The sequence below is a fragment of the Blautia sp. MSJ-19 genome, assembly GCF_018918125.1.
Lineage (GTDB): Bacteria > Bacillota > Clostridia > Lachnospirales > Lachnospiraceae > Blautia_A.
Window position 1 is genome coordinate 38,239 of the sequence record NZ_JAHLQA010000027.1, and the last position, 22,347, is coordinate 60,585.

Genomic DNA, 22,347 nt, shown 5'->3' on the forward strand with positions numbered 1-22,347 from the left:
AATGGAAAAAGACGAATTCTTTATTAAGAGAATCCGGGAGCTGGCAAATCTCTCTTACCAGAGAGATATTGTCACTTTTTCGGATTTTCTTAATTTAAACGAACAAAATATCATAAAAGACCGCAAGAATCAAATGCCAGGCGTAATTATGGAATACTTTGGCGGTTATGAACAAGCAGAGCGTCAGATGGTGGCATTTCATCCTGATGCTCTTTTCTTTCCCTGGGAATATCCAATCCGATGTCTGAAGATTGAGCCACTTGCAGCTAAATTCTCAGAAAATCTGACACACCGCGATTTCCTTGGTGCAGTACTAAATCTTGGACTTGACCGGTCAGTCATTGGCGACATCCTGATACAGAATCATACCGCATGGATGTTTTGTCATGAAAAAATCGCACCTTTCATTATAGAAAACCTGACCCGTGTCAGACACACCACTGTGAAAGTTTCTGTGGTTGACAATCCTGAGCTGTATCCACAGCCGGAATTTCAGATCATTACCGGAACCTGTGCCTCCGTACGTTTAGATGCACTGATTGGACTTGCTTTCCAGGCTTCCCGGAGCAGTATGGTTTCTTATATTGAAGGCAGTCAGGTTTTTGTCAACGGAAAACTGATCACTTCCAATGGTTATGAACCCAAAGAAGGAGATATTATCTCTGTACGCGGAAAAGGTCGTTTTCGTTATGAAGGCGTTTCCAGGCAGACAAAAAAAGGACGTAGCAGCGTAAAATTGTTACGTTACCAGTAAAGAGGAGGATAATTATGGATACAAACGTATTACAGGTAAAACGAGACGGAGATTTTTATTACCCTATTTATTTTAAAAATGATTTTGAGGGCCTGGCAGATGCCATTCGTGCAGAGGGACTGAATGGGCGAAATCTCTGCATTGTCTCGGATACAACAGTCGCACCTCTTTATGCAGAACAATTAAAAAGCGTTCTTCTTACGGTTTCTCCATCTGTTTCTCTCTTTGTATTTGAAGCAGGAGAATCCAGCAAAAATCTGAATACAGTCCAGCAACTCTATAAAGCTCTTATTGAAAATAAGCACGACCGCAAAAGTCTGATCGTTGCCCTTGGCGGTGGTGTAGTTGGAGATCTGGCTGGATTTGGAGCAGCCACTTACCTTCGTGGAATTGATTTTATTCAGGTACCAACTACCTTGCTTTCTCAGGTAGACAGCAGTGTGGGCGGTAAAACCGGTGTTGATTTTGATCAGTACAAAAACATGGTCGGTGCTTTTCACCAGCCACGTCTTGTTTATATGAATCTTAATACTCTCCGTACCCTTCCTGCCGAACAGTTTGCCTGTGGTATGGGCGAAGTTTTAAAAACAGGTTTGATCTGTGATAGCGCTTTCTACAATTTCGTATGTGAGAACCAGCAGAAAATTCAGGAGTTGGATATAAGTCTCCTCAGTTCCATGATCCGTCGCTGCTGTGAGATCAAAGCTGGTGTGGTAGAACGTGACCCCAAAGAACAGGGAGAACGTGCACTTCTGAATCTTGGGCATACCATCGGACACGCTATAGAAAAATTAAAAAATTTCCAACTTCTTCACGGACAGTGTGTGGCAATCGGTCTCATCGCTGCTGCCAAGATTTCTCAGAAACGTAATCTCCTCACAGAAGAAGAGTATCAGCAGATCGTACATGGCTGTAGTATCTACCACCTCCCTGTATATGTAACAGATCTGGCTGCTGAAGATGTTCTGGACGCCACAAAAAAGGATAAAAAGATGGAACAGGGCCAGATTAAATTTGTCCTCATGAAAGGAATCGGCACCAGTTTTGTGGACCGTACCGTATCTGACGACGAGCTTCTGTATGGCATTCAGGAGATTCTTCGATGAAAAAACGAGGTACTATAACTTCAGTTTCTGCAGGGCTTTTATGGAGTGCCGGCATTCTTGTTCTCGTGTTTGCCGATCAACTTACTAAATATCTTGCTATTACCAGACTTAAAGGTACTTCCGGAATTCCTCTTATTCCCGGGATTCTTGAACTCCAATACCTTGAGAACAGAGGTATGGCTTTTGGCATGTTACAGGGACGTCAGATCCTTTTTATTGGACTCTGTACACTTTTCCTTATATTTCTTTTCTGGTTCTTTTTTAAAGTACCTAAAACCGCATTTTATTGCCCTCTGATACTGATTGGCGCCATACTCGCAGGTGGCGCTGCCGGAAACTTTATTGACCGGATATTCCGCGGCTATGTTGTTGACTTTATTTATATCGCTCTTATTGATTTTCCGGTTTTTAATCTGGCTGATATTTACGTTGTATGTGGCGGTATTGTGTTGGTTTTTCTGGTTCTTTTCCGTTACAGAGACGAAGATTTTGATTTCATTAAAGTAAATAAAGGATAATTTATGGATATTTTAGAATTTCATGTAGACCATTCCGTCAACAGCACACGAATAGACCGTTATCTTGCAGACTGCTGTCCGGATTTCTCACGTTCTTACCTGCAGAAGCTTCTCAAAGAAGGGGCAGTTTCTGTCAATGACAAAACAATCAAAGCCAACTATAAGGTTCAGCCTGACGACCGTATTCTTCTGACTGTACCAGATCCACAGGTTCTGGATATCCAACCGGAAAATATTCCACTTGATATCCTGTATGAGGATCAGTGGCTGCTTGTAGTAAACAAACCCAAAGATATGGTTGTACATCCAAGTGCCGGGCATCTGGAGGGAACTCTCGTCAATGCGATCATGGCACATTGCGGAGAAAATCTTTCCGGAATCAACGGTGTTCTGCGTCCCGGTATCGTGCACCGTATCGACAAAGACACAACCGGAGCTTTATTGATCTGCAAAGATGATGCCGTACACCGTGATCTTGCTGAACAGCTGAAAGAACACAGTATTAAACGGCGTTACAGAGCGATCGTACAGGGAAACATTAAAGAAGATGAGGGAACAGTAGATGCCCCGATCGGCCGTCATCCAGTTGATCGCAAAAAAATGGCGATCAATCACAAAAATGGCAAAAATGCAGTTACACATTACAAGGTCCTGGAACGTTTCGGACAAACTACTTACATTGAGTGCCGCCTGGAAACAGGTCGCACACATCAGATCCGTGTCCATATGGCAAGTCTGGGGCATCCTCTTCTTGGTGATGCTGTATACGGTTCTTCCAAGAATCCATATCACCTCCAGGGACAGGTGCTTCATGCAATGATTCTTGGATTTGTGCATCCGATCACAGGCGAATATTTGGAATTTGAAGCTCCAATTCCAGAATATTTTTCAAAACTTTTGGATAAATTGCGGAAATAGTTGGATTTTTTTCCAAAATATTGTATAATAGTGACATGATTTTTGCAGAAGGGAGTGTATCTTATGAACAGTACAAGCTCAATTATTACAATCGGACGTGAATACGGCAGTGGCGGTCGCCAGATTGGTCAGGAAGTTGCCAAATATTTCGGTATTAAATGTTATGATAAAGAACTTCTGGAACACGCTGCCAATGACAGTGGTATCTGCAAAGAGCTGTTTGAACATCATGATGAAAAGCCAACCAACAGTTTTCTGTATTCTCTTGTAATGGATACATATTCTTTTGGATATTCCTCATCCGGATTCTCAGATATGCCTATGAACCACAAAATCTTTCTGGCACAGTTTGATGCAATCAAAAAACTGGCAGGAGAGGGTCCATGTGTTATGGTTGGTCGCTGTGCGGATTACGCACTGGCTGACTGGAATGACTGCTTCAGCATTTTTGTACATGCAGACCTTGACTGGAGGATCAACCGCATTTCTTCCAAACATGGCAAGACTCCAAAAGAAGCCAAAGACATGATCACAAAAACAGATAAAAGTCGTGCAAGCTACTATAATTATTACACAAACAAAAAATGGGGGGCTGCAAAGAGCTATAATCTCTGCGTCGACAGCAGCAAACTCGGAATCGATCATGCAATAGAGATGGTCATTGATTCCATCAAAATTTTTGACAGTATCAAAAAATAATATGACCTGTACTATGGCCTGAGAGTCAAAAAGCCCTGACAGGAACCGATATGCCCTGAGACCTGATGTGTGTATCCTTCCTGGAACAGGGCTTTTCTTATGGCTCCCGACATGCTATAATACAGTTTATATTTTAATACAAAAAATTCTGGAGGATACAGCCATATGCGACTCGTAATACAGCGTGTACTTCAGGCTGAAGTGCAGGTAGATGGAAATTCAGTCGGTAAAATCAACAAAGGACTTCTGGTCCTGATTGGGGCCGGCAGAGAGGATTCCAGAGAAACAGCAGATAAATATCTCAAAAAACTTCTGGGACTGCGCATTTTTGAAGATGCCGATGGAAAGACCAATCTGTCATTAAAAGATGTCAATGGAGAACTTCTTATGGTTTCTCAGTTCACTTTATATGCAAATTGTAAAAAAGGCAACCGTCCAAGCTTCATTGAAGCCGGAGAGCCGAAGATGGCAGAGGAGCTGTACGAATACATGATCTCAGAAGCCCAAAAATCAGTTCCCGTCGTGGAACATGGCATTTTCGGTGCCGATATGAAGGTTTCCCTAATCAACGATGGACCATTTACCATTATATTGGATGAAAAGATCCTGTAAGCAACACTCAAAAGAAAGAAGAATCATGAAACATGCGTCAGGAAAAGTTTAAAATGGAACGCCAGGGACTGATCAAAATCGGTGATGAAATTGAAATCTCCGAATTTCAGTCTTATATGAATTACAGTTATATCATTGAACCAGCCGTTGCCATGTCCGGTTGTTATAAAAACTCAGAACGTATTAAATCTACACATGGCATCATACGAAACATTGAACACACACCACGGGGATTTATTGTAACAGCTGAATTCGAGGAATAACAATAATAATGCAAATCCCCAAACCGTTAAATGCCAGCCACATGACAGGAAAAATTCCTGAAGTGTGGTTGTTATGACTGATCTATATCTATACGACAAACCCGAGTTTTTCATATAGATGGACATAGCTCTTTCCCCAGAGGCTGTATTTTTGCCTTTTTGGAGGCTTGACCCGGATTTTAAGGAGTTACTTATGAATGACAAAAAAACAACTTATCGCGAACATACAGACATGGAAAATACTCTGAAACTACGTCAGGTTCTTGCAACGCTGCCTCCTTTTTGCAGAGATTATTTCCGCGCGATCGATACGACCACAACTGCCAAGACAAGAATTTCATATGCCTATGATATCCGAATCTTTTTTCAATTTCTTCTGGATGAAAATCCGGCATTCAAAGATCATTCCATGACAGACTTCACTGTGGATGTCCTGGACCAGATCAAAGCCGTGGATCTTGAAGAATATCAGGAATATCTCAAACTATACCAGTCCGGTGACAAAACAGAAACCAACGGCGAACGTGGTCTGAAACGAAAAATCTCCGCTCTAAGAAGCTTTTATGCCTATTTTTACAAAAGGGAAATGATCCAGACCAATCCAACGGTCCTGATTGATGTACCCAAAATCCACGAAAAAAGTATTATCCGTCTGGATACCGATGAGGTTGCCATGTTGCTTGACTATATCGAACATTGCGGCGATACGCTGACCGGTCAGAAACGGGTGTTCTACGAAAAAACCAAAGAACGAGATCTGGCGATTGTTACTTTGCTCCTTGGTACCGGAATCCGTGTTTCAGAATGTGTCGGACTGGATATCGAAGATGTCGATTTCAAAAACAACGGTATCAAAGTTACCCGAAAAGGCGGCAATGAAATGGTTGTTTATTTTGGGCCGGAAGTAGAAAAGGCTCTCCGTCGTTATCTGGAGGTCCGCGATGGAATCACACCTCTCGCCGGTCACGAGCATGCTCTCTTCTATTCTGCTCAAAGAAAACGAATGGGTGTTCAGGCTGTCGAAAATATGGTCAAAAAATATTCCCGGCAGATTACCACTACCAAAAAAATTACGCCTCATAAACTGCGTAGTACTTATGGTACTGCACTGTACCAGGAAACGGGCGATATTTACCTTGTAGCAGACGTTCTGGGGCACAAGGATGTCAATACTACCAAGAAGCATTATGCGGCTTTAGACGACGCGAGACGGCGTCAGGCAGCAACTGCTGTAAAACTACGTGAAGATTAACAAAAAACACAGACACAATGTTTCCCATGAATTTCACAGGATATACATTGTGTCTGTGTTTCTATATAATAATATTTTATATTTGTCAGCCCGCCAGATGAAGAATCTGAATCAGAAGAATCCAACTCAGCCCATAATAGGAAATAACTGCAACAAGGTCATTGACGGTTGTGATCAACGGTCCGGAAGCAACTGCCGGATCCACATGGATCTTCTTAAAAAACAATGGTATACAGGTTCCAACTGCACTGGAAATCAACATTGCCAGCAAAAGAGAGATTCCGATACATCCGGATACTGCATACGCAAACAACAGTGTTTTTCCTTTAATAAGCCAGATATAAACACCGATCAAAGCAAAAGACAAGGTACCAAGAACGCCACCATTACACAGTCCGATTCGCATTTCTTTCCATACCAGTTCCAGTTTCTGCTTTCCTGTAAGACTTTCATCCATCAGAACACGAATCGTAACCGCAAGTGACTGTGTACCAACATTTCCTGCCATGTCCAGGATCAAGGACTGGAAACACATGATGATCGGCAGATGTGTGACCACTTTTTCAAATATTCCAACAACAGATGATACAACCATTCCCAGGCCAAGCAAAATAACCAACCACGGCATTCTTTTCTTGACGCTTTCTTTAAGTGGTTCTCTGAGATCCTCTTCTGCTGTCAAACCGGCCAGTTTCGCATAATCCTCTCCCATTTCATCATCTACAAGATCTACGATGTTGGCTGATGTGATCACTCCCAGAAGGCGATTATCATTATCCAGAACCGGAATGGAATCTTCAGAATAATCTTTCAGATCTTCAATACAATCATCGATCAGTTCTGTACCATATACATATGGATAAGACGTAACAATCAATTCCTCGAGTGCATGATCCTGTCTGGCAATGATCAGATCTTTCAGGTCAATCGCCCCATAAAACTCATCAGAATTACTTACTACAAATATTGTAGATATATTATCATTTCTGGCAGCCTGTTCAACCAGCTCATTCATAGCTTCTTTTACGGTGATATTTTCATGGATCACAATATAGTTTGTCGTCATGCGGCTTCCAATTTCATCCTCGTCAAAAGACATGACGATCTCAATATCATGACGTACATCATCATCCAGCAGTTCTACCAGTATTTTTCTTTTAGAGCGGTCAAATTGCTGCAAAACATCGGATAACACGTTTGTTTCCATTTTAGATAATATGGCAGCCGCTTTTTTTACATCCATCTCTTCAAGATATTTTACAACATCCTCTTCTTCCGTGTATTCAAAGATATCTGACAAAGTATCCATATCCAGAATACGATACAACTTACAGCGTTCTGTCACAGAAAGCAGTTCCAGTACATCTGCAATGTCATTTTCATGGAAATCCTGCAGTCGTTTACAAAGCATTGCAGGAGAAGTATTGCTTTTCACAATATCCAGAATTTCTTTGGAATAATCCTGTACTCTTTTTTCCATCCTGATTTCTCCTTTTCTTCTGTATATCTGCAAAACTGCACACCAAAAAAAGGCATGCCTTTTTACAGAACATGTCAAATATTTGATTGTAAATAAATTGTGTTCAGGGATACTTGTACAGGACAAAAGAGTAATCAGATCAGTTTATAGAAAAACAGACAATTAAAAACAGAATGTGAAACTATGCTCACAGACCGTTCTGATCTTCCATCCTGTATTACAACTTCGCCCGTGAGAATCACAATTATCCATTCTGTTCACCTGCCTTTACGAAAATAATAATCTTTTTGACGTTCACATTATAACTTTAGTCTGTTTAAAAGTCAACGTAATTTTCAGGAAATCCTCATTTGTGCAATATAGAAGTCTTATTTCACAAAAAATGGGATTCTGTCCCCCAACAGAATCCCATTGAATTTCCCCATCATATGTAAGTCGTCTAAAAAGACTGATCCCGAAATTCTTTTTTACTTATAAAGCAGTAATGATCTTAGCCTGTAATGCTTCTGGAATTTCTTCTTTGTCCAGAGACATGCTGACTACAAATTTCACTCCAAATTTTTCGCCAACCGCATCTAACTGTTCAAGTGCATTCGTCACATCCTGGCCTTCCAGTTTTGCTGTTGTCAGGAAACTGTCCAGATAAACCTGCTCAAGGTCATGATCCTGAGAAATAATACCGCAAACAAAACCAACAAATTCATCTGCATTCTTGATTGGATATCCAGATACATCAATCAGACGAACCTTGTTATTTAATTCATACATGTGTTTTGTGCTCTTGTCTAAGTAAACAATGCTGCCATTTGCTTCTTTAATTGCGCCGTTCACTTTGTCTAACAGTACTTTTGTCTTGCCTTTGCCTTTCTTTCCTACGATCAGTTCAACCATCCTGTTTTCCTCCTTAGACACAATATAATATTAATTTTGAACAAAAACGATAATTAATATGTTTGTATTATAGTGCATTTTACTATAAAATTCAAGTGAAATTCTGAATTTTTGTAAAAATTTCCATATATCCCGTAAAGCAATAAAAAAGATCTTCAAGAAACAGTTCCCCGCTTTTGAAGATCTTTTTATTGATTCGTTGTTCTTTTTGCTTACGACTCTGTGCCAGTATTGATATGATTTAACAAAGAAGTCATCTGCTGATACAAAAGTTCTTTGCTGGACGCCCCCATGACAATAGAAATATACGGGGAACCATACGAATTCTGACTGAGCAGTGCCAGACAGTTTCCTGCACTGCTGGTAGTTCCTGTTTTACCACCAAGAATTGTCACACCTTTCGGTGTATTAGCCTCTCCAGTCAGATAATGATCCGTTGCTGTCAGTGCTACACTTTCTTCAGAACCGTCACTGTGCTTGAATGTGACTGTATAACTCGGAAGCTGCGTAATCTCCGTAAATTCCGGATAATTCAGAGCTTCCTTCAGCATCAGATAAATGTCGTAAGGAGTCGTGTAATGATTTTCGTCCTGCAGACCATGCGGATTAGTAAAATGTGTACCTGTACATCCCAACTGTGCCGCATATTCATTCATCATTGCTACAAAATTTTCTGTCGACCCACCTACATGTGTTGCAATTGCAGAAGCCGCATCATTCCCGGAATAAACAAGAAGACAATGTACCAGCTGATCCATTGTAACCTGATCTCCCTCCTGAAAGCCTACCACCTGAGAACCCTCTTCCAATGTGATATTTTCCTGTGAGATCGTTACAACATCGTCCATATTACTGTTTTTGAAAGCAAGAAGTGCCGTTATAATCTTTGTAATACTTGCCGGATATACTCTGTCATATGCACCCTTTGCATATAAAACAGACTGATCTTTCAGATCTAAAAGCACCCCTTCCTGACCCTGTTCCAGGGAAACCGTATCCAATTCCTGATCACCGGATACCACACACAGATCTGCGGCAAAAGCCTTTGCTCTCTGCCCGTTTCCTGTCAGATTCTGATGCTGAAATTCTCTGCTGATACTGTATGCCTGCACCGGTTCAGATCCAAGTCCGCCACGCAGCACATAAAAGAGACCGCCAGCTCCAGCTGTCAAAAGCACTAACAGCCCCAGCAGAAGGATTGTTGCCTTTACACGTTTTTGCCGCATTCTGCGCATTTTTGCAGATTGTTTCCGCCGTTTTGCACTTTGTCGTTTTGTCATAAGTAATCCTCTTTCTTATCAATTGCCCGCTTACGTATTTCTTTATTATATGCACTGCTTTGCAATCCAACATTCAGCACAAGACCCATTCCTATGTAAAGACTGATCAGTGAAGTCAGTCCATAACTGACAAAAGGAAGCGGTGTACCGGTATTCGGCGCAATTCCTGTCGCTACGCAGATATTCAGAAAACTCTGCAACGATATGACACTGGCCATTCCACAACAGATAATCTTTCCAGAAAGGTCTTTGGCCCGCAGGCTCATCCGCATGCATTCAATCGAGATTGCCAGTAGCAGTAATACTATGGTACAGCAGCCCATAAAACCATATTCCTCTCCGGCAACTGCAAAAATAAAGTCTGTCTGATTTTCAGATACAAAATTACCATCATTTACAGATGCAACTTCTTTGTTCCCCGAAAGTTTTTTGCCCGTCAGCTCACCTGATGCAATCGCTGTTTTGGAATTATTCTGCTGTTCAATATCCTCACTGTATTCATCATTTTCCGGATACAGGAATGCCATAATACGTTTTCGCTGGTAATCTTTAATAAGTTTCTGATCCGGCTGCACAACGATGGATACAAAAATAATTACTAACGGTACAATGATCAAAAACATACCACCTATGATCTTATAGCTCAGTCCTGCTATATAGATCAAAATACAAAATACCGCAAGCAACATAAGTGTATTCTTCATATCCGGCTGTTGATAGATCAAAAACAACGGAATCGCAAGAAGCACTACAGATTTTGCCAGCGTACGGAATGTATTCAGATCTTCTTCATGATCCATAAAAAATCTGGCAAAAAACAATATAATAATAATTTTTGAAAGCTCTGTAGGCTGAAAACGAATAAAACCAAAATCAATCCAACGCGCAGCACCATTTGCAGAATCACCAAACAGGCGCACGATCAGGAGCAATACAATATTGGCCCCATACATGATCCACTGAAAATTTGATATCCATGAGTAATCCATCAGTGACAGAATTACCATAATGATCAGTCCGACGATCACACCAGCCAGCTGCTTGGATCTCAGATCTTCTCTTGCACTTCCGACCAGCATAATACCGATCACACTGATTGCAAGAAGAAAAATCACCAGTCTGAAATTGTAAAATCGTAATTTATACTGTTTAATCATTTTATCCTTTGTTCCTTTTTGGGGCATACGGGAATATCTGCATGAATCACCGGCGGTTCCTGCGTGATCCGCATTGTTACCTGCGATTCATTTACTGAAATATATTTTCGCACCGTATGGATCAAATCATTTTTTAGCATATTTATCATTTGCGGAGAGCAGTCGATCCGTTCAGAGATCAGCAGCAGTTTCATCCTCTTGCTTGCATACTCTGCGGACCGGCCTTTGATCTGTCTGAAAGCTTTCACAGGAATACCCTCCTTTTAAAGAGATTCAGCACCTTTTTTACTTACGAAACAGCTCGCCCAATCTCTTTAACATACCTTTTTTTTGCTGTAATTTCATAAATGGTACCTCTTCGCCAAGAAGTCTTCGGCAAATATTTCGATACTCTTCTTCTGCCTGAGATTTCTGCCCTGAAAGAGGTTCACCCTGATTTGCGGCAATAACGATCTGTTCATCATCCAAAATTGTTCCCAGAAGATCTACCGCCAGAATTTCTGTCACATCATCTACCGACATCATATCACCTCTGGCGATCATTTCCGGGCGCAGCCGATTGATAATCAGATGGATATCTCTTAATTCCGCAGCTTCCAGAAGTCCAATGATACGATCTGCATCACGGATAGCAGAAACTTCCGGCGTAGTCACAACGATTGCTTTATCTGCACCTGCAATTGCATTTCGAAATCCCTGCTCAATACCCGCCGGACAATCAAGGAGGATATAATCAAATTCTTCTCTAAGTTCGTCTGTAAGCTTGATCATCTGTTCCGGAGAAACTGCAGACTTGTCCTTTGTCTGTGCAGATGGTAAAAGAAACAGATCCGGGTATCTCCGGTCCTTGATCAATGCCTGTTTCATTCTGCATCCACCATTGATCACATCGACCAGATTATAGACAATTCTGTTTTCCAATCCGAGGATCACATCAAGATTACGAAGGCCTATATCTGTATCCACAACAACTGTTTTTTTGTTGAGCATCGCCAGCCCTGTTCCGATATTAGCAACTGTGGTCGTTTTTCCCACACCGCCCTTTCCGGATGTTACTACAATGACTTCTCCCATTTTTCTTTCCTCCTCAAAGATATTTCCAGGCTTCTGGTATTCTCTTAGGTATTTCTGTGTACCGTGCCGGAAGGCACAGCACACTTTAGTCGTTAGACGTATTACTGGTATCACTTGAGGCATAGCCGGTCAGAATGGTATCTTCATCTGCCAGATTGTAGATGTATTTCAGAATATCATTTGCTGTCAGGCAGGCATTTCCTGAAGAATATCCATTTGCAATTCTGACTGCAATCGAATATTCCGGCTCAGACGTTTCAGAAGACGTGGTGTATCCAATAAAAAGTCCGTGGTTCGGATGGTATATATCCAGCTCGGCTGTACCGGTCTTACCGGAAAGAGTCACTCCAAGTCCGTTGAACTGTTCATGTGTCTCAACTACCCGGCGCATACCGTCGTGAATATCATTCCATACATTATCAGGAACATCACTCATCTCATTCGCCACAGAAGAACCATATTCCTTCAGTGTCTGACCCTGTGAATCTGTTACTTTATCCAGAAGAGACAGATTATAAACTGTCCCGGAAGTAGCAAGTGCTGTCGCATAACGTGCCAGCTGACTGGTAGTAAACAAATGATTACCCTGTCCGATGTAAGACGGAACCGCCTTACTGTCAGATACATGCGGTGTTGCCTCTGAAATTTCTATTCCTGTTTTCTGATCCAGATAAAATTCAGAAGCATATTTCTGCAGTTTTGTCAGACTGAGATTTTCTGAAAAGTCACCATTTTCGTTCTTGCCTGTAAGAAAACCAACCATATTAAAGAAATAGTTACAGGACTGCTCGATCGCACCTGTAATTTCCAGAGAGCCATGTCCCTGTCTGTTCCAGCACCAGATTGATGGCGTAACGAGATCAAATTCACCTGTACAGTCAAAATAAGTCCCATCATCAATCACCCCTTCCATCATACCAGTAACCGCCGACAGAAGTTTCAGGGTAGATCCGGGTGCTGTTGTCTGTTGTGTCGCCTTATTAAAGAACGGACTGGATTTGTCCAGTGCAAGCTTTGTATAATAACTGGTATCCATATTATTACTGAGTCTGTTATTGTCATATCCAGGATACGATACACAGGCAAGCACTTTACCTGTCTTGACGTCTGTAATCACTGCTGAAGCAGAACACGGTGCCAGAGCAAGCTGTGCCGGCTCAATCTCCAGATTTGCAATCTTATTGATCATAAAATCATATGCAGACATTGATCCTGAAGCAAGATTTGCATATGAGTCATCTTCTTTTGACAGAACCCCCTGTTCATACAGGACCAGACAGATTTCCTGTCCTGATATCTGATCATTCATAAGAAGATATTTATAAAGAAGTTTTGAAAATCCTGTATCTGTTTTGAGATAATCAATAATATACTCCGTCAGTGCCTGATAGATCTCTGCAGAATCAAGATACTCTCCTTTTGGCGAGATCACAGAAATATCAATCCAGTTCTGACTCGCCGCATAATTCAGATAATCTTTCAGACTGATACTCTGGTCATTTGCCCATGCCTGATAAGTGGCATCCGAAGTATCTACCGCATTTTTATTGATTACACCAAGTGTATCACGAAGTACGGTATCACAGATATAAGTCAGATATTCCTGAACCTCTGTACTTTCGTCTTTATAGGCAGCAGGATCTGAGCCTGTCAGTCTGTTAGTAATTGTATCAAAAACTTCCTGCTGCTTTTGTTGAAATTTGGCATAAAGTTTTTTTTCTGTATCTGACGCGTTATCTTCACTGAATTTCTCGATATCTATTACACTGTTGGAGATCAGAGCATTGTATACATCGTAGATTGGAACGATAATCCTACTTGCATCGTTTTCTCCCTTGTAATCATATTCCTTCACAGCTTCGATTTTATTCAGCAGAATACCGGCAACCCTCTGTTTAAGAATCTGATAGATCGCACTCTGCCAGTCAGAATCTATAGACAGATATACATCATCTCCGGCAACCGGCTCTACCGTAGTATCTTCATCAATCTTCAGAACTTTTCCGAGGTTATCAACCGTTACGGTCTCCTGACCATCCGTTCCCTGAAGCTGCAGCTCCATATACTGTTCAATACCGGCTTTACCTACGATTGCATCATTGGAGTAATCTGGATTTTCTTTTTTGAGACTTTCCAGTTCTTCTGCGGAAGCACGTCCCGTATAACCCAGAAGCGGTCCCATACTTTCGTCGTCCACATACTGACGGACAGAATCCTCCAATACATCGATTCCCTGCAGTTCATTCTGATTCTCCATGATGGCTGCAACGGTACTTTCACTTACATTTGTTGCAATCGTCACCGCCATATACTTCTGGAAACTGTTAGTGCTCAGTTCATAGCGCATGATTGCGATACTCAGAACCTCCTGCCGGGTCAGCTCCTTTGGAAGTCCATATTTTTCCAGTTCCGCATCTGTATAGGCATCATCTCCATACAAAACAATGGAAAAGCCCTTATTTCCGCTGAGATATTCCATCATATCTGCAGCAGTCGCAGCTTTTTCATCATCAGTCAGATCATCGATCAGTGCATGACCATAAATATCAGCCTTAAAACGATTCAGTGTAAAGCCCGGATCCACATCAAACGTGTAATCACCATTTTTGTCAAGTTTAATATGGAAAGAATCCGATAAAGTATCTCCATTGTCTGACAGAATCTTTAAAACCTTGTATGCAACTCCATTCAATGTCAGATTCTTCTGTCTGGTCGTCTCATATGTTCCATTATCCTCAAAAGTAAGAGAATACGATAACACATTGGAAGCGATCAGTTTATTATTTTTGTCATAAATATTTCCTCTGGTACTTTTCAGTACACGTGTTTTCGTTGTTCTTGTCTGAAACTCGTCAATATAATTTTCTCCCTGAATGATCTGCAGATCAAACAACTGACGTATCAGCACAAATGCCATAAGAATAAAAACAAGCAGCAGTACTGTTGTTCTCTTTAACTGAATTTTTTTGAATATTCTTTTTATTTTAGTACCCAAATAGACTCACTTTCTTTCCTGGTTGGACTCATGAAATGATAATTGATATAACGGAAGACTCTGTATACAAACATAGTCAGAAATACTGTATAAACTACTTCCGGTATGATGATCCGTGTAAAATAAGTCGTCAGCCCCAGCCTTCCCCGCAAAAGGAACTGAAGTCCGTAGACCGCCAGATTGTAAAGAAGATCCGCAGCTGCAACAAGCGCCATTGGAACTTTGATATCATCATCATAATAGATTCGAAATGCATAGCCGCTGCAAAAACCAGCATACATATAGATCAACGCATAAAATCCGAATAATGAACCATAGAACAGGTCCACCAGAAGGCCACAGAAAAATCCCGTCCATAATCCACTTTTGCGCCCCCGCATCAATCCCATGGAAACACAAAGAATCAGCAGGAGATTCGGCGTAATGGATCCAATTGAAATAAAATGCAGTACAGTCGACTGCATCAGAAAACAGACAACGATCGTAAAAAACAGAACGATCTTACTCTTCATTATTCTGCCCCTTCCTCTATGGAATCCTGTTTATTCACTGTGATCACAAAAACATCCTTCAGATGCTGAAAATCTACAGGTGTAACAAGTGTCCCTGATTTCGTCAGATTGTTTGTATCCAGCTGGATTTCACTGACATAACCGATAAACAGCCCTTCCACATATTTTTCACTGATGTTGGATGTTACGATCCGCTCACCTGCTGTTACTTTATCTTCTTTATCATACAGCTGTGTAAAACGGAGTTTCCCCTCATCAATCAGTTCCAGATCACCCTCGACAATACAGTTATCATCTGTTCCGACAGTCATGGCACTTACATTACTGCTGTCATCAATGATAGAACGCACTGTAGCCCAGTTGCTGCCTACCTCCGTAACAATACCTACAAGTCCCTTACCTGCAATGACATTATTATCTACACGGATTCCATCCTTACTTCCCTTGTTGATCATAAACGTATCATACCAATTGCCCGGATCTTTGGAAATAATCCTTGCGGCAACCTTCGGATAATCCGAATATTCTTCATCCAGATCATACAGCTCCTGCAGACGGGTCAGCTCAGACTGATTCTGGATCAGAATATTATTCTGCTCTGTCAACGTATCCACAGTGTTATGTAATTCCTCATTTTCTGCAATCAGATCCTGTTTATCTGCAAATGACTTATGTACATCTGTCAGCCAGAGACCGATCGTTGTGACACTTTTTTCAAACGGTACAACGATCATTCCGGCAGCCTCCTGAAATGGTGCAGAAGTAATGCCCGAAGCCAGTGTAGCAACAATTGTGCTGCCACAGAAAAACGTCATGATCACAAGAAGATGTTTACTTTTTAAATGTATACGAAATCGAAACTTTTTTTTCAGGTTTTTCATGTATCATACCCCTAAAAAATCATAATTTACGTTGCTTAACGGGCTGTGCCCATTTCATCAGATCACGGTCACGGATGATTTTCTCCAGTCCCGTAACTGTCGCCTTCTCATAAAGCGGCGAAAGGTTAAAAGAAAATCCTGTATAACTTGCAAGATAATTATCCATATACGGGATTTTGGTACTTCCCCCGGTCAGATAAATTCCCTCTCTGGAAATATGATAGGATATCTGCGGCGGAATTCGTTCAAGAAAAGTTTTCATTTCTGCTGCAATATCATTCACACAGTTCATAATGCCTGCGTTTACCACATAACCAGAAACGATTTCTTCACGCGGAAGACCTGAGACACTGTCAATTCCCACAACCTTACGTGCATCTTTTCTCTGATCGTTCAGACGTCCCATGGCAATCTTCAGGCGTTTACCGGTCCTGGTTCCGATCTGAAGGTTATACCGCTTTCGTATTTCACTGCAGATCGACTCATTCATCTGTCGCCCTCCAATCGGAATCTTCTTGGAAATGATGATCTTGCCATCGGTGATTACAGAAAACTGTGTGCTCTGTGCTCCGATATTTACAATCATGCTCCCGGCATTTCGGTTGAGGTCCACACCCATGGCAATCGCATCTGCGATTGGAGCCTCTACCATATAAACACGATTCTGCCGCATCCAGTGCCCATTGACCACATGATAGTAGGCTCGCTTCTCAATTGCAGTCATATCCAATGGTACAGAAAAAAACAGATCAGAACCCATTCCAAGAAAATGATCTATCTTTTTCATCATACTGTACAGAGTGATCTCCTGCAGTTCCAGGTTTGCAATCATCCCAAATGTCATCGGTGATGTAACTGTTATATCTACAGGAGCCTTTTCAAACATCTCATACGCTTCATTGCCAACTGCAATGATCCTCCGGCCTTTGGAAGCGATCATATTCTTTTCTATATAACTTTTGTTTTTAAAAAACGAATAGATCTTGATGCTGCTGCTTCCTAAATCTACTCCATATGTTTTTCTTAAAAGCATAAATATTTCCCTTCATTCCGGGCATTCTTCCGGTTCTTTTTCCAGCAGTCCCTCTTCGCGGAAACTGATATATCGATGATCCCCGATAATAATATGATCCAACAGACAGATGCCAAGCATCTCACCCGCCTGGCGGACCCGTTCAGTAATCTCCGTATCGCATCTGCTCGGTGCAGGATTGCCTCCCGGATGATTGTGTATCAGTATCAGATTAACTGCATGATAGCGGAGTGCCTCCAGATATACCTCTCGAGGTGTGATCAGCGTTGCATTGACTGTTCCTTTGGAAATTACCGAATCTCCTAATAAGTGATTCTGGTTATCCAGCATCATACAGATCATCAGCTCCTGCTCCTGATGCCGAAGTCTTTCCATATAATATGCAGCAATAGAATCCGGGCTGTGAAAGTCAAGTGATGCTTTTGCCGCCGTACCGGCAATCCTTTTGGAAAGTTCTCCGATGCACTTCAGCTGAACAGCCTTGACTGTCCCGATCCCATGGATTTTTTTCAGTTCTGATACTGAACTGTGAAGCAGTCCCAAAAGTCCCGGATAAGAGGTCTGCTCCATATAATTCAGAATCTCATTTGCCAGCGCCAGTGAATTTGCACCTCTGGTACCGCACCGTAATATTACAGCAAGAAGCTCGCCGTCACTCAGAACCGACTCTCCCTCCCTGACACATTTTTCATACGGTCTCTGTGATTCTGGTATTTCTTTCATAGTATAATTCATTTTGTTTACCTGCCTGCTCTCTGTGACAGTTCCCAAAAGAATCAGAAATTATTTTAGCATAAAAAGAGGGAGATGTATACTCCCTCCTAGAAATTTCTATATTTTTCACAAATGAACTCCGCTGTTTTTATCCCATCCATAGCCGCTGAAGTAATGCCTCCCGCATAACCGGCACCTTCTCCAGATGGGTAAATTCCCGCAACATTTGAATATCCTTCACGACTTCTTACGATTCTTACCGGAGAAGAAGTCCGACTCTCGATTCCACTTAGTAAGGCATCTTCCCGATCAAATCCCCGTATTTTTTTTCCAAAAGCAAGCACACCTTCCTCTATCGAATCCCCAATCGCTTCCGGCAGTATAGAACGCACATCTGCAAGTACATAAGCTCCTTTCATCTGCGGTTCGATTTCTCCAAATGCAGTACTTGGCCGGTGTGCCTTAAAATCGCCAAACAACTGAACCGGAATCTTTCCTTTTCCAAGTTCCCAGGCTGCTTTTTCCAGATTTCTCTGAAATGCGATACCACCAAGAGCACCTTCCTCCGGAAAATCATCCGGCGTAACTGTTACAATCAATGCGCTGTTGGCATTTTTACTGTCACGGGCCTGATAACTCATTCCATTGACTGCCAGCATCCCCGGTTCCGAAGAAGCATTGACCACATAACCACCTGGACACATGCAGAATGAATAAACCCCTCTGCCATTTTCACAGGTATGTGTTACCTTATAACTTGCGGCACCAAGAAATTCATTTTCCTCTTCTCCATAAAGATCATAATTGATCATACTTTGCGGATGCTCCATACGAAGACCGACTGCAAAAGATTTCGGTTCCATATAAATACCACGTTCATGAAGCATAGCAAAAGTATCTCTTGCACTGTGCCCCAGGGCAAGGACACAAATATCTGCCGGGATTTTTTCTTTTCCATTAACTTCCACAGCTGTCAGATGTCCATTTTCGATACAAATATCCGTCAGCTTTGTTTCAAAACGAAAAGAACCTCCCATTTCTTCAATCTGATGACGCATTGTCTCCACTATACCGATCAGCACATCTGTACCAAGATGCGGTTTTTGCTGATAAACGATCTCTTTTGGTGCCCCGGCATCTACAAAACGTTTTAATACTTCATGATTGCGTCCATTCGGGTCTTTTACCAACGTATTGAGTTTTCCATCAGAAAATGTGCCTGCTCCGCCTTCTCCGAACTGTACATTAGAATCCGGATCCAGTACTCCGTCTTTCCAGAACCGATCCACCGTCTCTTTTCGCTTCTGTGCTTCCTGTCCGCGTTCCAGGACAAGAGGACGATAACCGGCTCTTGCCAGATACCATGCACAAAAAAGTCCCGCCGGTCCGCTTCCAACAATCACCGGTGGATGCTGTAGCTTTTCATTTCCTGGCTGTGGAAACTGATACGGCCTTTTATTGATTGACATAATATTATTATCGTGAACTTTTCGCAGGATTTTCTGTTCTGCAGCTGTTTTTACATCTACTGTATATACAAATTTTTTATCTTCTTTATGTCTTGCATCCAACGACTGACGAATAATTTCATAAGTGAATGTATCTTCTCCACATTTGAGTGTTTTTGCAATTTTTTTTCCAAGCTGTTCCGACTTGTGTCCCACCGGAAGCTTTAACTGTGTAATTCGTATCATAACTTCTCCTTTGCACTATGGCAACCCGCCACAGCGCCACTTGACCATGCCCACTGCAGATTGTATCCTCCACATGGTCCATCTATGTCCAGTAACTCTCCGGCAAAATAAAGCCCTTTATGCAGCTTTGACTCCAATGTTTCCGGGCTGACCTGCGAAGTATCCACTCCGCCAGAACAAACCTGTGCCTGTTCAAATCCAGAACTGCCTTTTACGACAAGAGAATACGCTGTGATCGTCTGACACAGATCTCCCTTCTGTTTTCGAAACATTTTGATCAGCTTATCCGGCAGCAGGCCCAACAGTAGTTCTGCCTCTGACTGATATGGGCAAAGTTCCTGTCTCTTTTTCATATATTCCTGCAACGTATCTTTTGTATATTCCGGAAGGAAATTCACAGACAATGTCACCTTTTTCCCCCCATCCAGTGCCCGAATCGCATATCGACTCAATTGAAATATCGGTATTCCGGAAATTCCATAATCTGTCAGCTGTACTTCACCGCTCTCTTTGACTGTTTCTGTTTCGTCGAGTAACAGTGTTACTTCTGCATCCGTACGGACACCTGCCCATGCAGAAAATGCATTTCCCTTGCAGCGTAAACCGGTAAGTGCCGGCAACGGTTTGATAATCCGGTGTCCCAGCTGCGACGCAATCTCATATCCACTTCCATCCGATCCCGGAACCTGTGAAGCACTGGAGCCATTGGCAAGAATTACTTTATTCCCTTCATAAGTCCATCCGGAAGTCTGTACCTTCCAGCATCCATTCTCATAAAAGACAGATTCCACACTTTCTCTGGTCTTGATTTTGACTTTCAGCGATCTGGCTTTTAACAGCAATAACTCCGGGATACATTTTGCCTGATTACTTCTTGGATACAGCCACCCTTTACGATCTGTCAATGCCACACCCAGCTTCTCAAAAAAGGTAAGGGTATCCTGCAGTGAAAATTGCTGTAAAATTCCGGCTGCAAATTCCGGCTGCCGTCCTCTGAAGATTTCCGCACGCATATCTCTGTTTGTAAGATTGCATCTCCCATTTCCCGTCACACAGATCTTGCGCCCCGGAGTTTCATTCTGTTCCAGAACCGTAACTGCCGCACCATTTTCTGCTGCCTGAATCGCCGCCATCAGTCCGGAAGCCCCTCCGCCAACAACGATCACCTGTGTCTTTTCACTCATGTCGTCTCCTTTATCGACTGTTTCATCCAGTCTCACTATACCCGTGGAAGAGTTATGATGTTTGCATCCACCAGTTTCTGCAGAGACATCAGTACACCAAGTTTCGCATGTTCCCAGGTAAGACCTCCCTGAAAATATACTGCATACGGAGGTTTCACCGGCCCATCTGCCGAAAGTTCAATAGAAGATCCCTGCACAAATGCGCCCGCTGCCATGATAACCTGGCTGTCATATCCCGGCATATCCCATGGCTCTGGTTCCACATAGCTGTCTACCGGTGCAGCAGCCTGGATTCCTTTGCAGAATGCGATCAGTCCCTCTGGTGTTCCAAGTGTCACTGCCTGGATGATATCCTGTCGAGGTTCACTTCCGTTCGGAACAACCGGGAAACCAAGTTTTTCATAAACATTCGCAGCAAACACAGCACCTTTTAATGCACCTTTTGTCACCATCGGTGCAAGGAAAAATCCCTGATAGAAAGAACGGTTCACTCCAAGAGAAGCACCAACCTCCATGCCAAGCCCCGGGCATGTCATACGTGTTGCTGCATTTTCTACACATTCTTTTGTACCAGCAATATAGCCACCGATTGGTGCCAGTCCGCCACCCGGATTTTTGATCAGTGAGCCAACGATCATATCTGCTCCGACATCACTCGGCTCTATAGTGTCTACAAATTCGCCATAACAGTTATCAACCATACATATCACATCTGGTTTTATACTCTTGACAAACGCAATCAGCTCTCCAATCTGTTTCACAGAATAAGAAGGTCTGGTCTGGTAGCCTTTGGAACGCTGAATCTCCACAAGTTTTGTTTTTTCATTGATTGCCGCACGGATTGCGTCATAATCAAACGTGCCGTCTTCTTTGAGGTCTACCTGTCTGTATGTCACGCCATATTCTGCCAGAGAACCTCTGGACGGTCTAATACCAATCACTTCTTCAAGTGTATCATATGGCTTGCCTGCCGGAGCCAGCATTTCATCTCCAGGACGAAGATTTCCAAATAAAGCGATTGCCAGTGCATGTGTTCCACAGGTGATCTGTGAACGAATCAGGCATGCTTCTGTGTGAAAAGTATCTGCATATACTTTTTCCAGTGTGTCACGTCCAAAGTCATCATAACCATATCCGGAAGAAGACTGAAAACATTCTGCGCTCACTTTATTTTTCTGCATCGCCATCAGTACTTTAAGCTGATTATATTCAGCAGTCTTATCAAACTGTTCAAATCTTTCTTTCAGAGATGCTTCGATCTCTGCTCCAAAATCATATACCTGAGAAGAAATCCCAAGCTGTTCGTAAAGTTCTTTCATGATCAATCCGT

Annotated in this window: 22 protein-coding genes; 8 read left to right on the forward strand and 14 right to left on the reverse strand. The window is 42.2% G+C overall.

Annotated elements, in window-relative coordinates; genetic code table 11:
- Position 1 precedes the first annotated feature (1 nt).
- The 8 genes from KQI91_RS09740 to KQI91_RS09775 all read left to right on the forward strand — a co-directional run bounded on the left by KQI91_RS09740 (position 2) and on the right by KQI91_RS09775 (position 6,122).
- A complete protein-coding gene (locus tag KQI91_RS09740) occupies positions 2–754 on the forward strand; it encodes a YlmH family RNA-binding protein (protein WP_216392579.1) in 753 nt (250 codons plus the stop codon).
- Positions 755–768: 14 nt separating this feature from the next.
- Positions 769–1,860: a 3-dehydroquinate synthase gene (aroB, locus tag KQI91_RS09745; protein ID WP_216392580.1), complete on the forward strand. Its 1,092-nt coding sequence runs from the start codon at positions 769–771 to the stop codon at positions 1,858–1,860.
- A complete protein-coding gene (gene lspA, locus KQI91_RS09750; RefSeq protein WP_216392581.1) occupies positions 1,857–2,378 on the forward strand; it encodes a signal peptidase II in 522 nt (173 codons plus the stop codon). The genes aroB and lspA overlap by 4 nt, the downstream gene beginning before the upstream one ends.
- Positions 2,379–2,381: 3 nt before the next feature.
- Positions 2,382–3,296 (forward strand): RluA family pseudouridine synthase, encoded by a 915-nt coding sequence (locus KQI91_RS09755; protein WP_216392582.1) that lies wholly within the window; start codon positions 2,382–2,384, stop codon positions 3,294–3,296.
- A 63-nt stretch (positions 3,297–3,359) separates the two neighbouring features.
- A complete protein-coding gene (locus KQI91_RS09760; RefSeq protein WP_216392583.1) occupies positions 3,360–3,995 on the forward strand; it encodes a cytidylate kinase-like family protein in 636 nt (211 codons plus the stop codon).
- A gap of 165 nt (positions 3,996–4,160) precedes the next feature.
- Complete coding sequence (gene dtd, locus KQI91_RS09765; RefSeq protein WP_216392584.1) at positions 4,161–4,607, forward strand: D-aminoacyl-tRNA deacylase; 447 nt, start codon at positions 4,161–4,163, stop codon at positions 4,605–4,607.
- Positions 4,608–4,639: 32 nt separating this feature from the next.
- Positions 4,640–4,870, forward strand: coding sequence for a hypothetical protein (locus KQI91_RS09770; RefSeq protein ID WP_216392585.1), 231 nt, complete (start codon positions 4,640–4,642; stop codon positions 4,868–4,870).
- 193 nt (positions 4,871–5,063) lie between these two features.
- Positions 5,064–6,122, forward strand: a complete 1,059-nt coding sequence (locus KQI91_RS09775) for a tyrosine-type recombinase/integrase (RefSeq protein WP_216392586.1) — start codon at positions 5,064–5,066, stop codon at positions 6,120–6,122.
- An 85-nt stretch (positions 6,123–6,207) separates the two neighbouring features.
- Here the strand turns inward: KQI91_RS09775 and mgtE are convergent, their stop codons facing one another.
- From mgtE to KQI91_RS09845, 14 genes are all read right to left on the reverse strand, one after another.
- Entirely contained in the window at positions 6,208–7,602 is a 1,395-nt protein-coding gene (gene mgtE, locus KQI91_RS09780; RefSeq protein ID WP_216392587.1) for a magnesium transporter, read from the reverse strand.
- A gap of 471 nt (positions 7,603–8,073) precedes the next feature.
- The gene (locus KQI91_RS09785) at positions 8,074–8,493 is read right to left on the reverse strand and encodes a twitching motility protein PilT (protein WP_216392588.1); all 420 of its coding nucleotides are present in this window, start codon (positions 8,491–8,493) and stop codon (positions 8,074–8,076) included.
- Positions 8,494–8,705: 212 nt separating this feature from the next.
- Positions 8,706–9,773, reverse strand: coding sequence for a D-alanyl-D-alanine carboxypeptidase family protein (locus KQI91_RS09790; protein ID WP_253288507.1), 1,068 nt, complete (start codon positions 9,771–9,773; stop codon positions 8,706–8,708).
- On the reverse strand, positions 9,770–10,930 hold the full coding sequence (locus KQI91_RS09795; protein WP_216392589.1) for an FtsW/RodA/SpoVE family cell cycle protein: 1,161 nt from the start codon (positions 10,928–10,930) through the stop codon (positions 9,770–9,772). Before KQI91_RS09795 ends, KQI91_RS09790 begins: the two co-directional genes overlap by 4 nt.
- Entirely contained in the window at positions 10,927–11,178 is a 252-nt protein-coding gene (locus KQI91_RS09800; protein WP_216392590.1) for a cell division topological specificity factor MinE, read from the reverse strand. Before KQI91_RS09800 ends, KQI91_RS09795 begins: the two co-directional genes overlap by 4 nt.
- Positions 11,179–11,215: 37 nt before the next feature.
- Positions 11,216–12,004, reverse strand: a complete 789-nt coding sequence (gene minD / locus KQI91_RS09805) for a septum site-determining protein MinD (RefSeq protein ID WP_216392591.1) — start codon at positions 12,002–12,004, stop codon at positions 11,216–11,218.
- 85 nt (positions 12,005–12,089) lie between these two features.
- Positions 12,090–14,999 (reverse strand): penicillin-binding transpeptidase domain-containing protein, encoded by a 2,910-nt coding sequence (locus KQI91_RS09810; protein WP_330654528.1) that lies wholly within the window; start codon positions 14,997–14,999, stop codon positions 12,090–12,092.
- Positions 14,984–15,511 carry a rod shape-determining protein MreD gene (gene mreD / locus KQI91_RS09815; RefSeq protein WP_216392592.1) on the reverse strand — a complete coding sequence of 176 codons (528 nt, stop codon included), beginning with the start codon at positions 15,509–15,511 and terminating at the stop codon, positions 14,984–14,986. The genes KQI91_RS09810 and mreD overlap by 16 nt, the downstream gene beginning before the upstream one ends.
- Entirely contained in the window at positions 15,511–16,392 is an 882-nt protein-coding gene (gene mreC / locus KQI91_RS09820; RefSeq protein ID WP_216392593.1) for a rod shape-determining protein MreC, read from the reverse strand. The genes mreD and mreC overlap by 1 nt, the downstream gene beginning before the upstream one ends.
- Positions 16,393–16,411: 19 nt before the next feature.
- Complete coding sequence (locus KQI91_RS09825) at positions 16,412–17,425, reverse strand: rod shape-determining protein (protein ID WP_216392594.1); 1,014 nt, start codon at positions 17,423–17,425, stop codon at positions 16,412–16,414.
- Between the two features lie 12 nt (positions 17,426–17,437).
- The gene (radC, locus tag KQI91_RS09830; protein WP_216392595.1) at positions 17,438–18,160 is read right to left on the reverse strand and encodes a RadC family protein; all 723 of its coding nucleotides are present in this window, start codon (positions 18,158–18,160) and stop codon (positions 17,438–17,440) included.
- 86 nt (positions 18,161–18,246) lie between these two features.
- Positions 18,247–19,833: an NAD(P)/FAD-dependent oxidoreductase gene (locus tag KQI91_RS09835; protein WP_216392596.1), complete on the reverse strand. Its 1,587-nt coding sequence runs from the start codon at positions 19,831–19,833 to the stop codon at positions 18,247–18,249.
- Positions 19,830–21,017 carry an NAD(P)/FAD-dependent oxidoreductase gene (locus KQI91_RS09840; RefSeq protein WP_216392597.1) on the reverse strand — a complete coding sequence of 396 codons (1,188 nt, stop codon included), beginning with the start codon at positions 21,015–21,017 and terminating at the stop codon, positions 19,830–19,832. The genes KQI91_RS09835 and KQI91_RS09840 overlap by 4 nt, the downstream gene beginning before the upstream one ends.
- Before the next feature lie 35 nt (positions 21,018–21,052).
- Positions 21,053–22,336: a methionine gamma-lyase family protein gene (locus tag KQI91_RS09845; protein ID WP_216392598.1), complete on the reverse strand. Its 1,284-nt coding sequence runs from the start codon at positions 22,334–22,336 to the stop codon at positions 21,053–21,055.
- Between the last annotated feature and the right edge of the window lie 11 nt (positions 22,337–22,347).

Coding starts and splice junctions, on each gene's coding strand:
- KQI91_RS09740 (WP_216392579.1), top strand. CDS start 2: ATGGAAAAAGACGAATTCTTTATTAAGAGAATCCGGGAGCTGGCAAAT.
- aroB (WP_216392580.1), top strand. CDS start 769: ATGGATACAAACGTATTACAGGTAAAACGAGACGGAGATTTTTATTAC.
- lspA (WP_216392581.1), top strand. CDS start 1,857: ATGAAAAAACGAGGTACTATAACTTCAGTTTCTGCAGGGCTTTTATGG.
- KQI91_RS09755 (WP_216392582.1), top strand. CDS start 2,382: ATGGATATTTTAGAATTTCATGTAGACCATTCCGTCAACAGCACACGA.
- KQI91_RS09760 (WP_216392583.1), top strand. CDS start 3,360: ATGAACAGTACAAGCTCAATTATTACAATCGGACGTGAATACGGCAGT.
- dtd (WP_216392584.1), top strand. CDS start 4,161: ATGCGACTCGTAATACAGCGTGTACTTCAGGCTGAAGTGCAGGTAGAT.
- KQI91_RS09770 (WP_216392585.1), top strand. CDS start 4,640: ATGCGTCAGGAAAAGTTTAAAATGGAACGCCAGGGACTGATCAAAATC.
- KQI91_RS09775 (WP_216392586.1), top strand. CDS start 5,064: ATGAATGACAAAAAAACAACTTATCGCGAACATACAGACATGGAAAAT.
- mgtE (WP_216392587.1), bottom strand. CDS start 7,602: ATGGAAAAAAGAGTACAGGATTATTCCAAAGAAATTCTGGATATTGTG.
- KQI91_RS09785 (WP_216392588.1), bottom strand. CDS start 8,493: ATGGTTGAACTGATCGTAGGAAAGAAAGGCAAAGGCAAGACAAAAGTA.
- KQI91_RS09790 (WP_253288507.1), bottom strand. CDS start 9,773: ATGACAAAACGACAAAGTGCAAAACGGCGGAAACAATCTGCAAAAATG.
- KQI91_RS09795 (WP_216392589.1), bottom strand. CDS start 10,930: ATGATTAAACAGTATAAATTACGATTTTACAATTTCAGACTGGTGATT.
- minD (WP_216392591.1), bottom strand. CDS start 12,004: ATGGGAGAAGTCATTGTAGTAACATCCGGAAAGGGCGGTGTGGGAAAA.
- mreD (WP_216392592.1), bottom strand. CDS start 15,511: ATGAAGAGTAAGATCGTTCTGTTTTTTACGATCGTTGTCTGTTTTCTG.
- mreC (WP_216392593.1), bottom strand. CDS start 16,392: ATGAAAAACCTGAAAAAAAAGTTTCGATTTCGTATACATTTAAAAAGT.
- KQI91_RS09825 (WP_216392594.1), bottom strand. CDS start 17,425: ATGCTTTTAAGAAAAACATATGGAGTAGATTTAGGAAGCAGCAGCATC.
- radC (WP_216392595.1), bottom strand. CDS start 18,160: ATGAATTATACTATGAAAGAAATACCAGAATCACAGAGACCGTATGAA.
- KQI91_RS09835 (WP_216392596.1), bottom strand. CDS start 19,833: ATGATACGAATTACACAGTTAAAGCTTCCGGTGGGACACAAGTCGGAA.
- KQI91_RS09840 (WP_216392597.1), bottom strand. CDS start 21,017: ATGAGTGAAAAGACACAGGTGATCGTTGTTGGCGGAGGGGCTTCCGGA.
- KQI91_RS09845 (WP_216392598.1), bottom strand. CDS start 22,336: ATGAAAGAACTTTACGAACAGCTTGGGATTTCTTCTCAGGTATATGAT.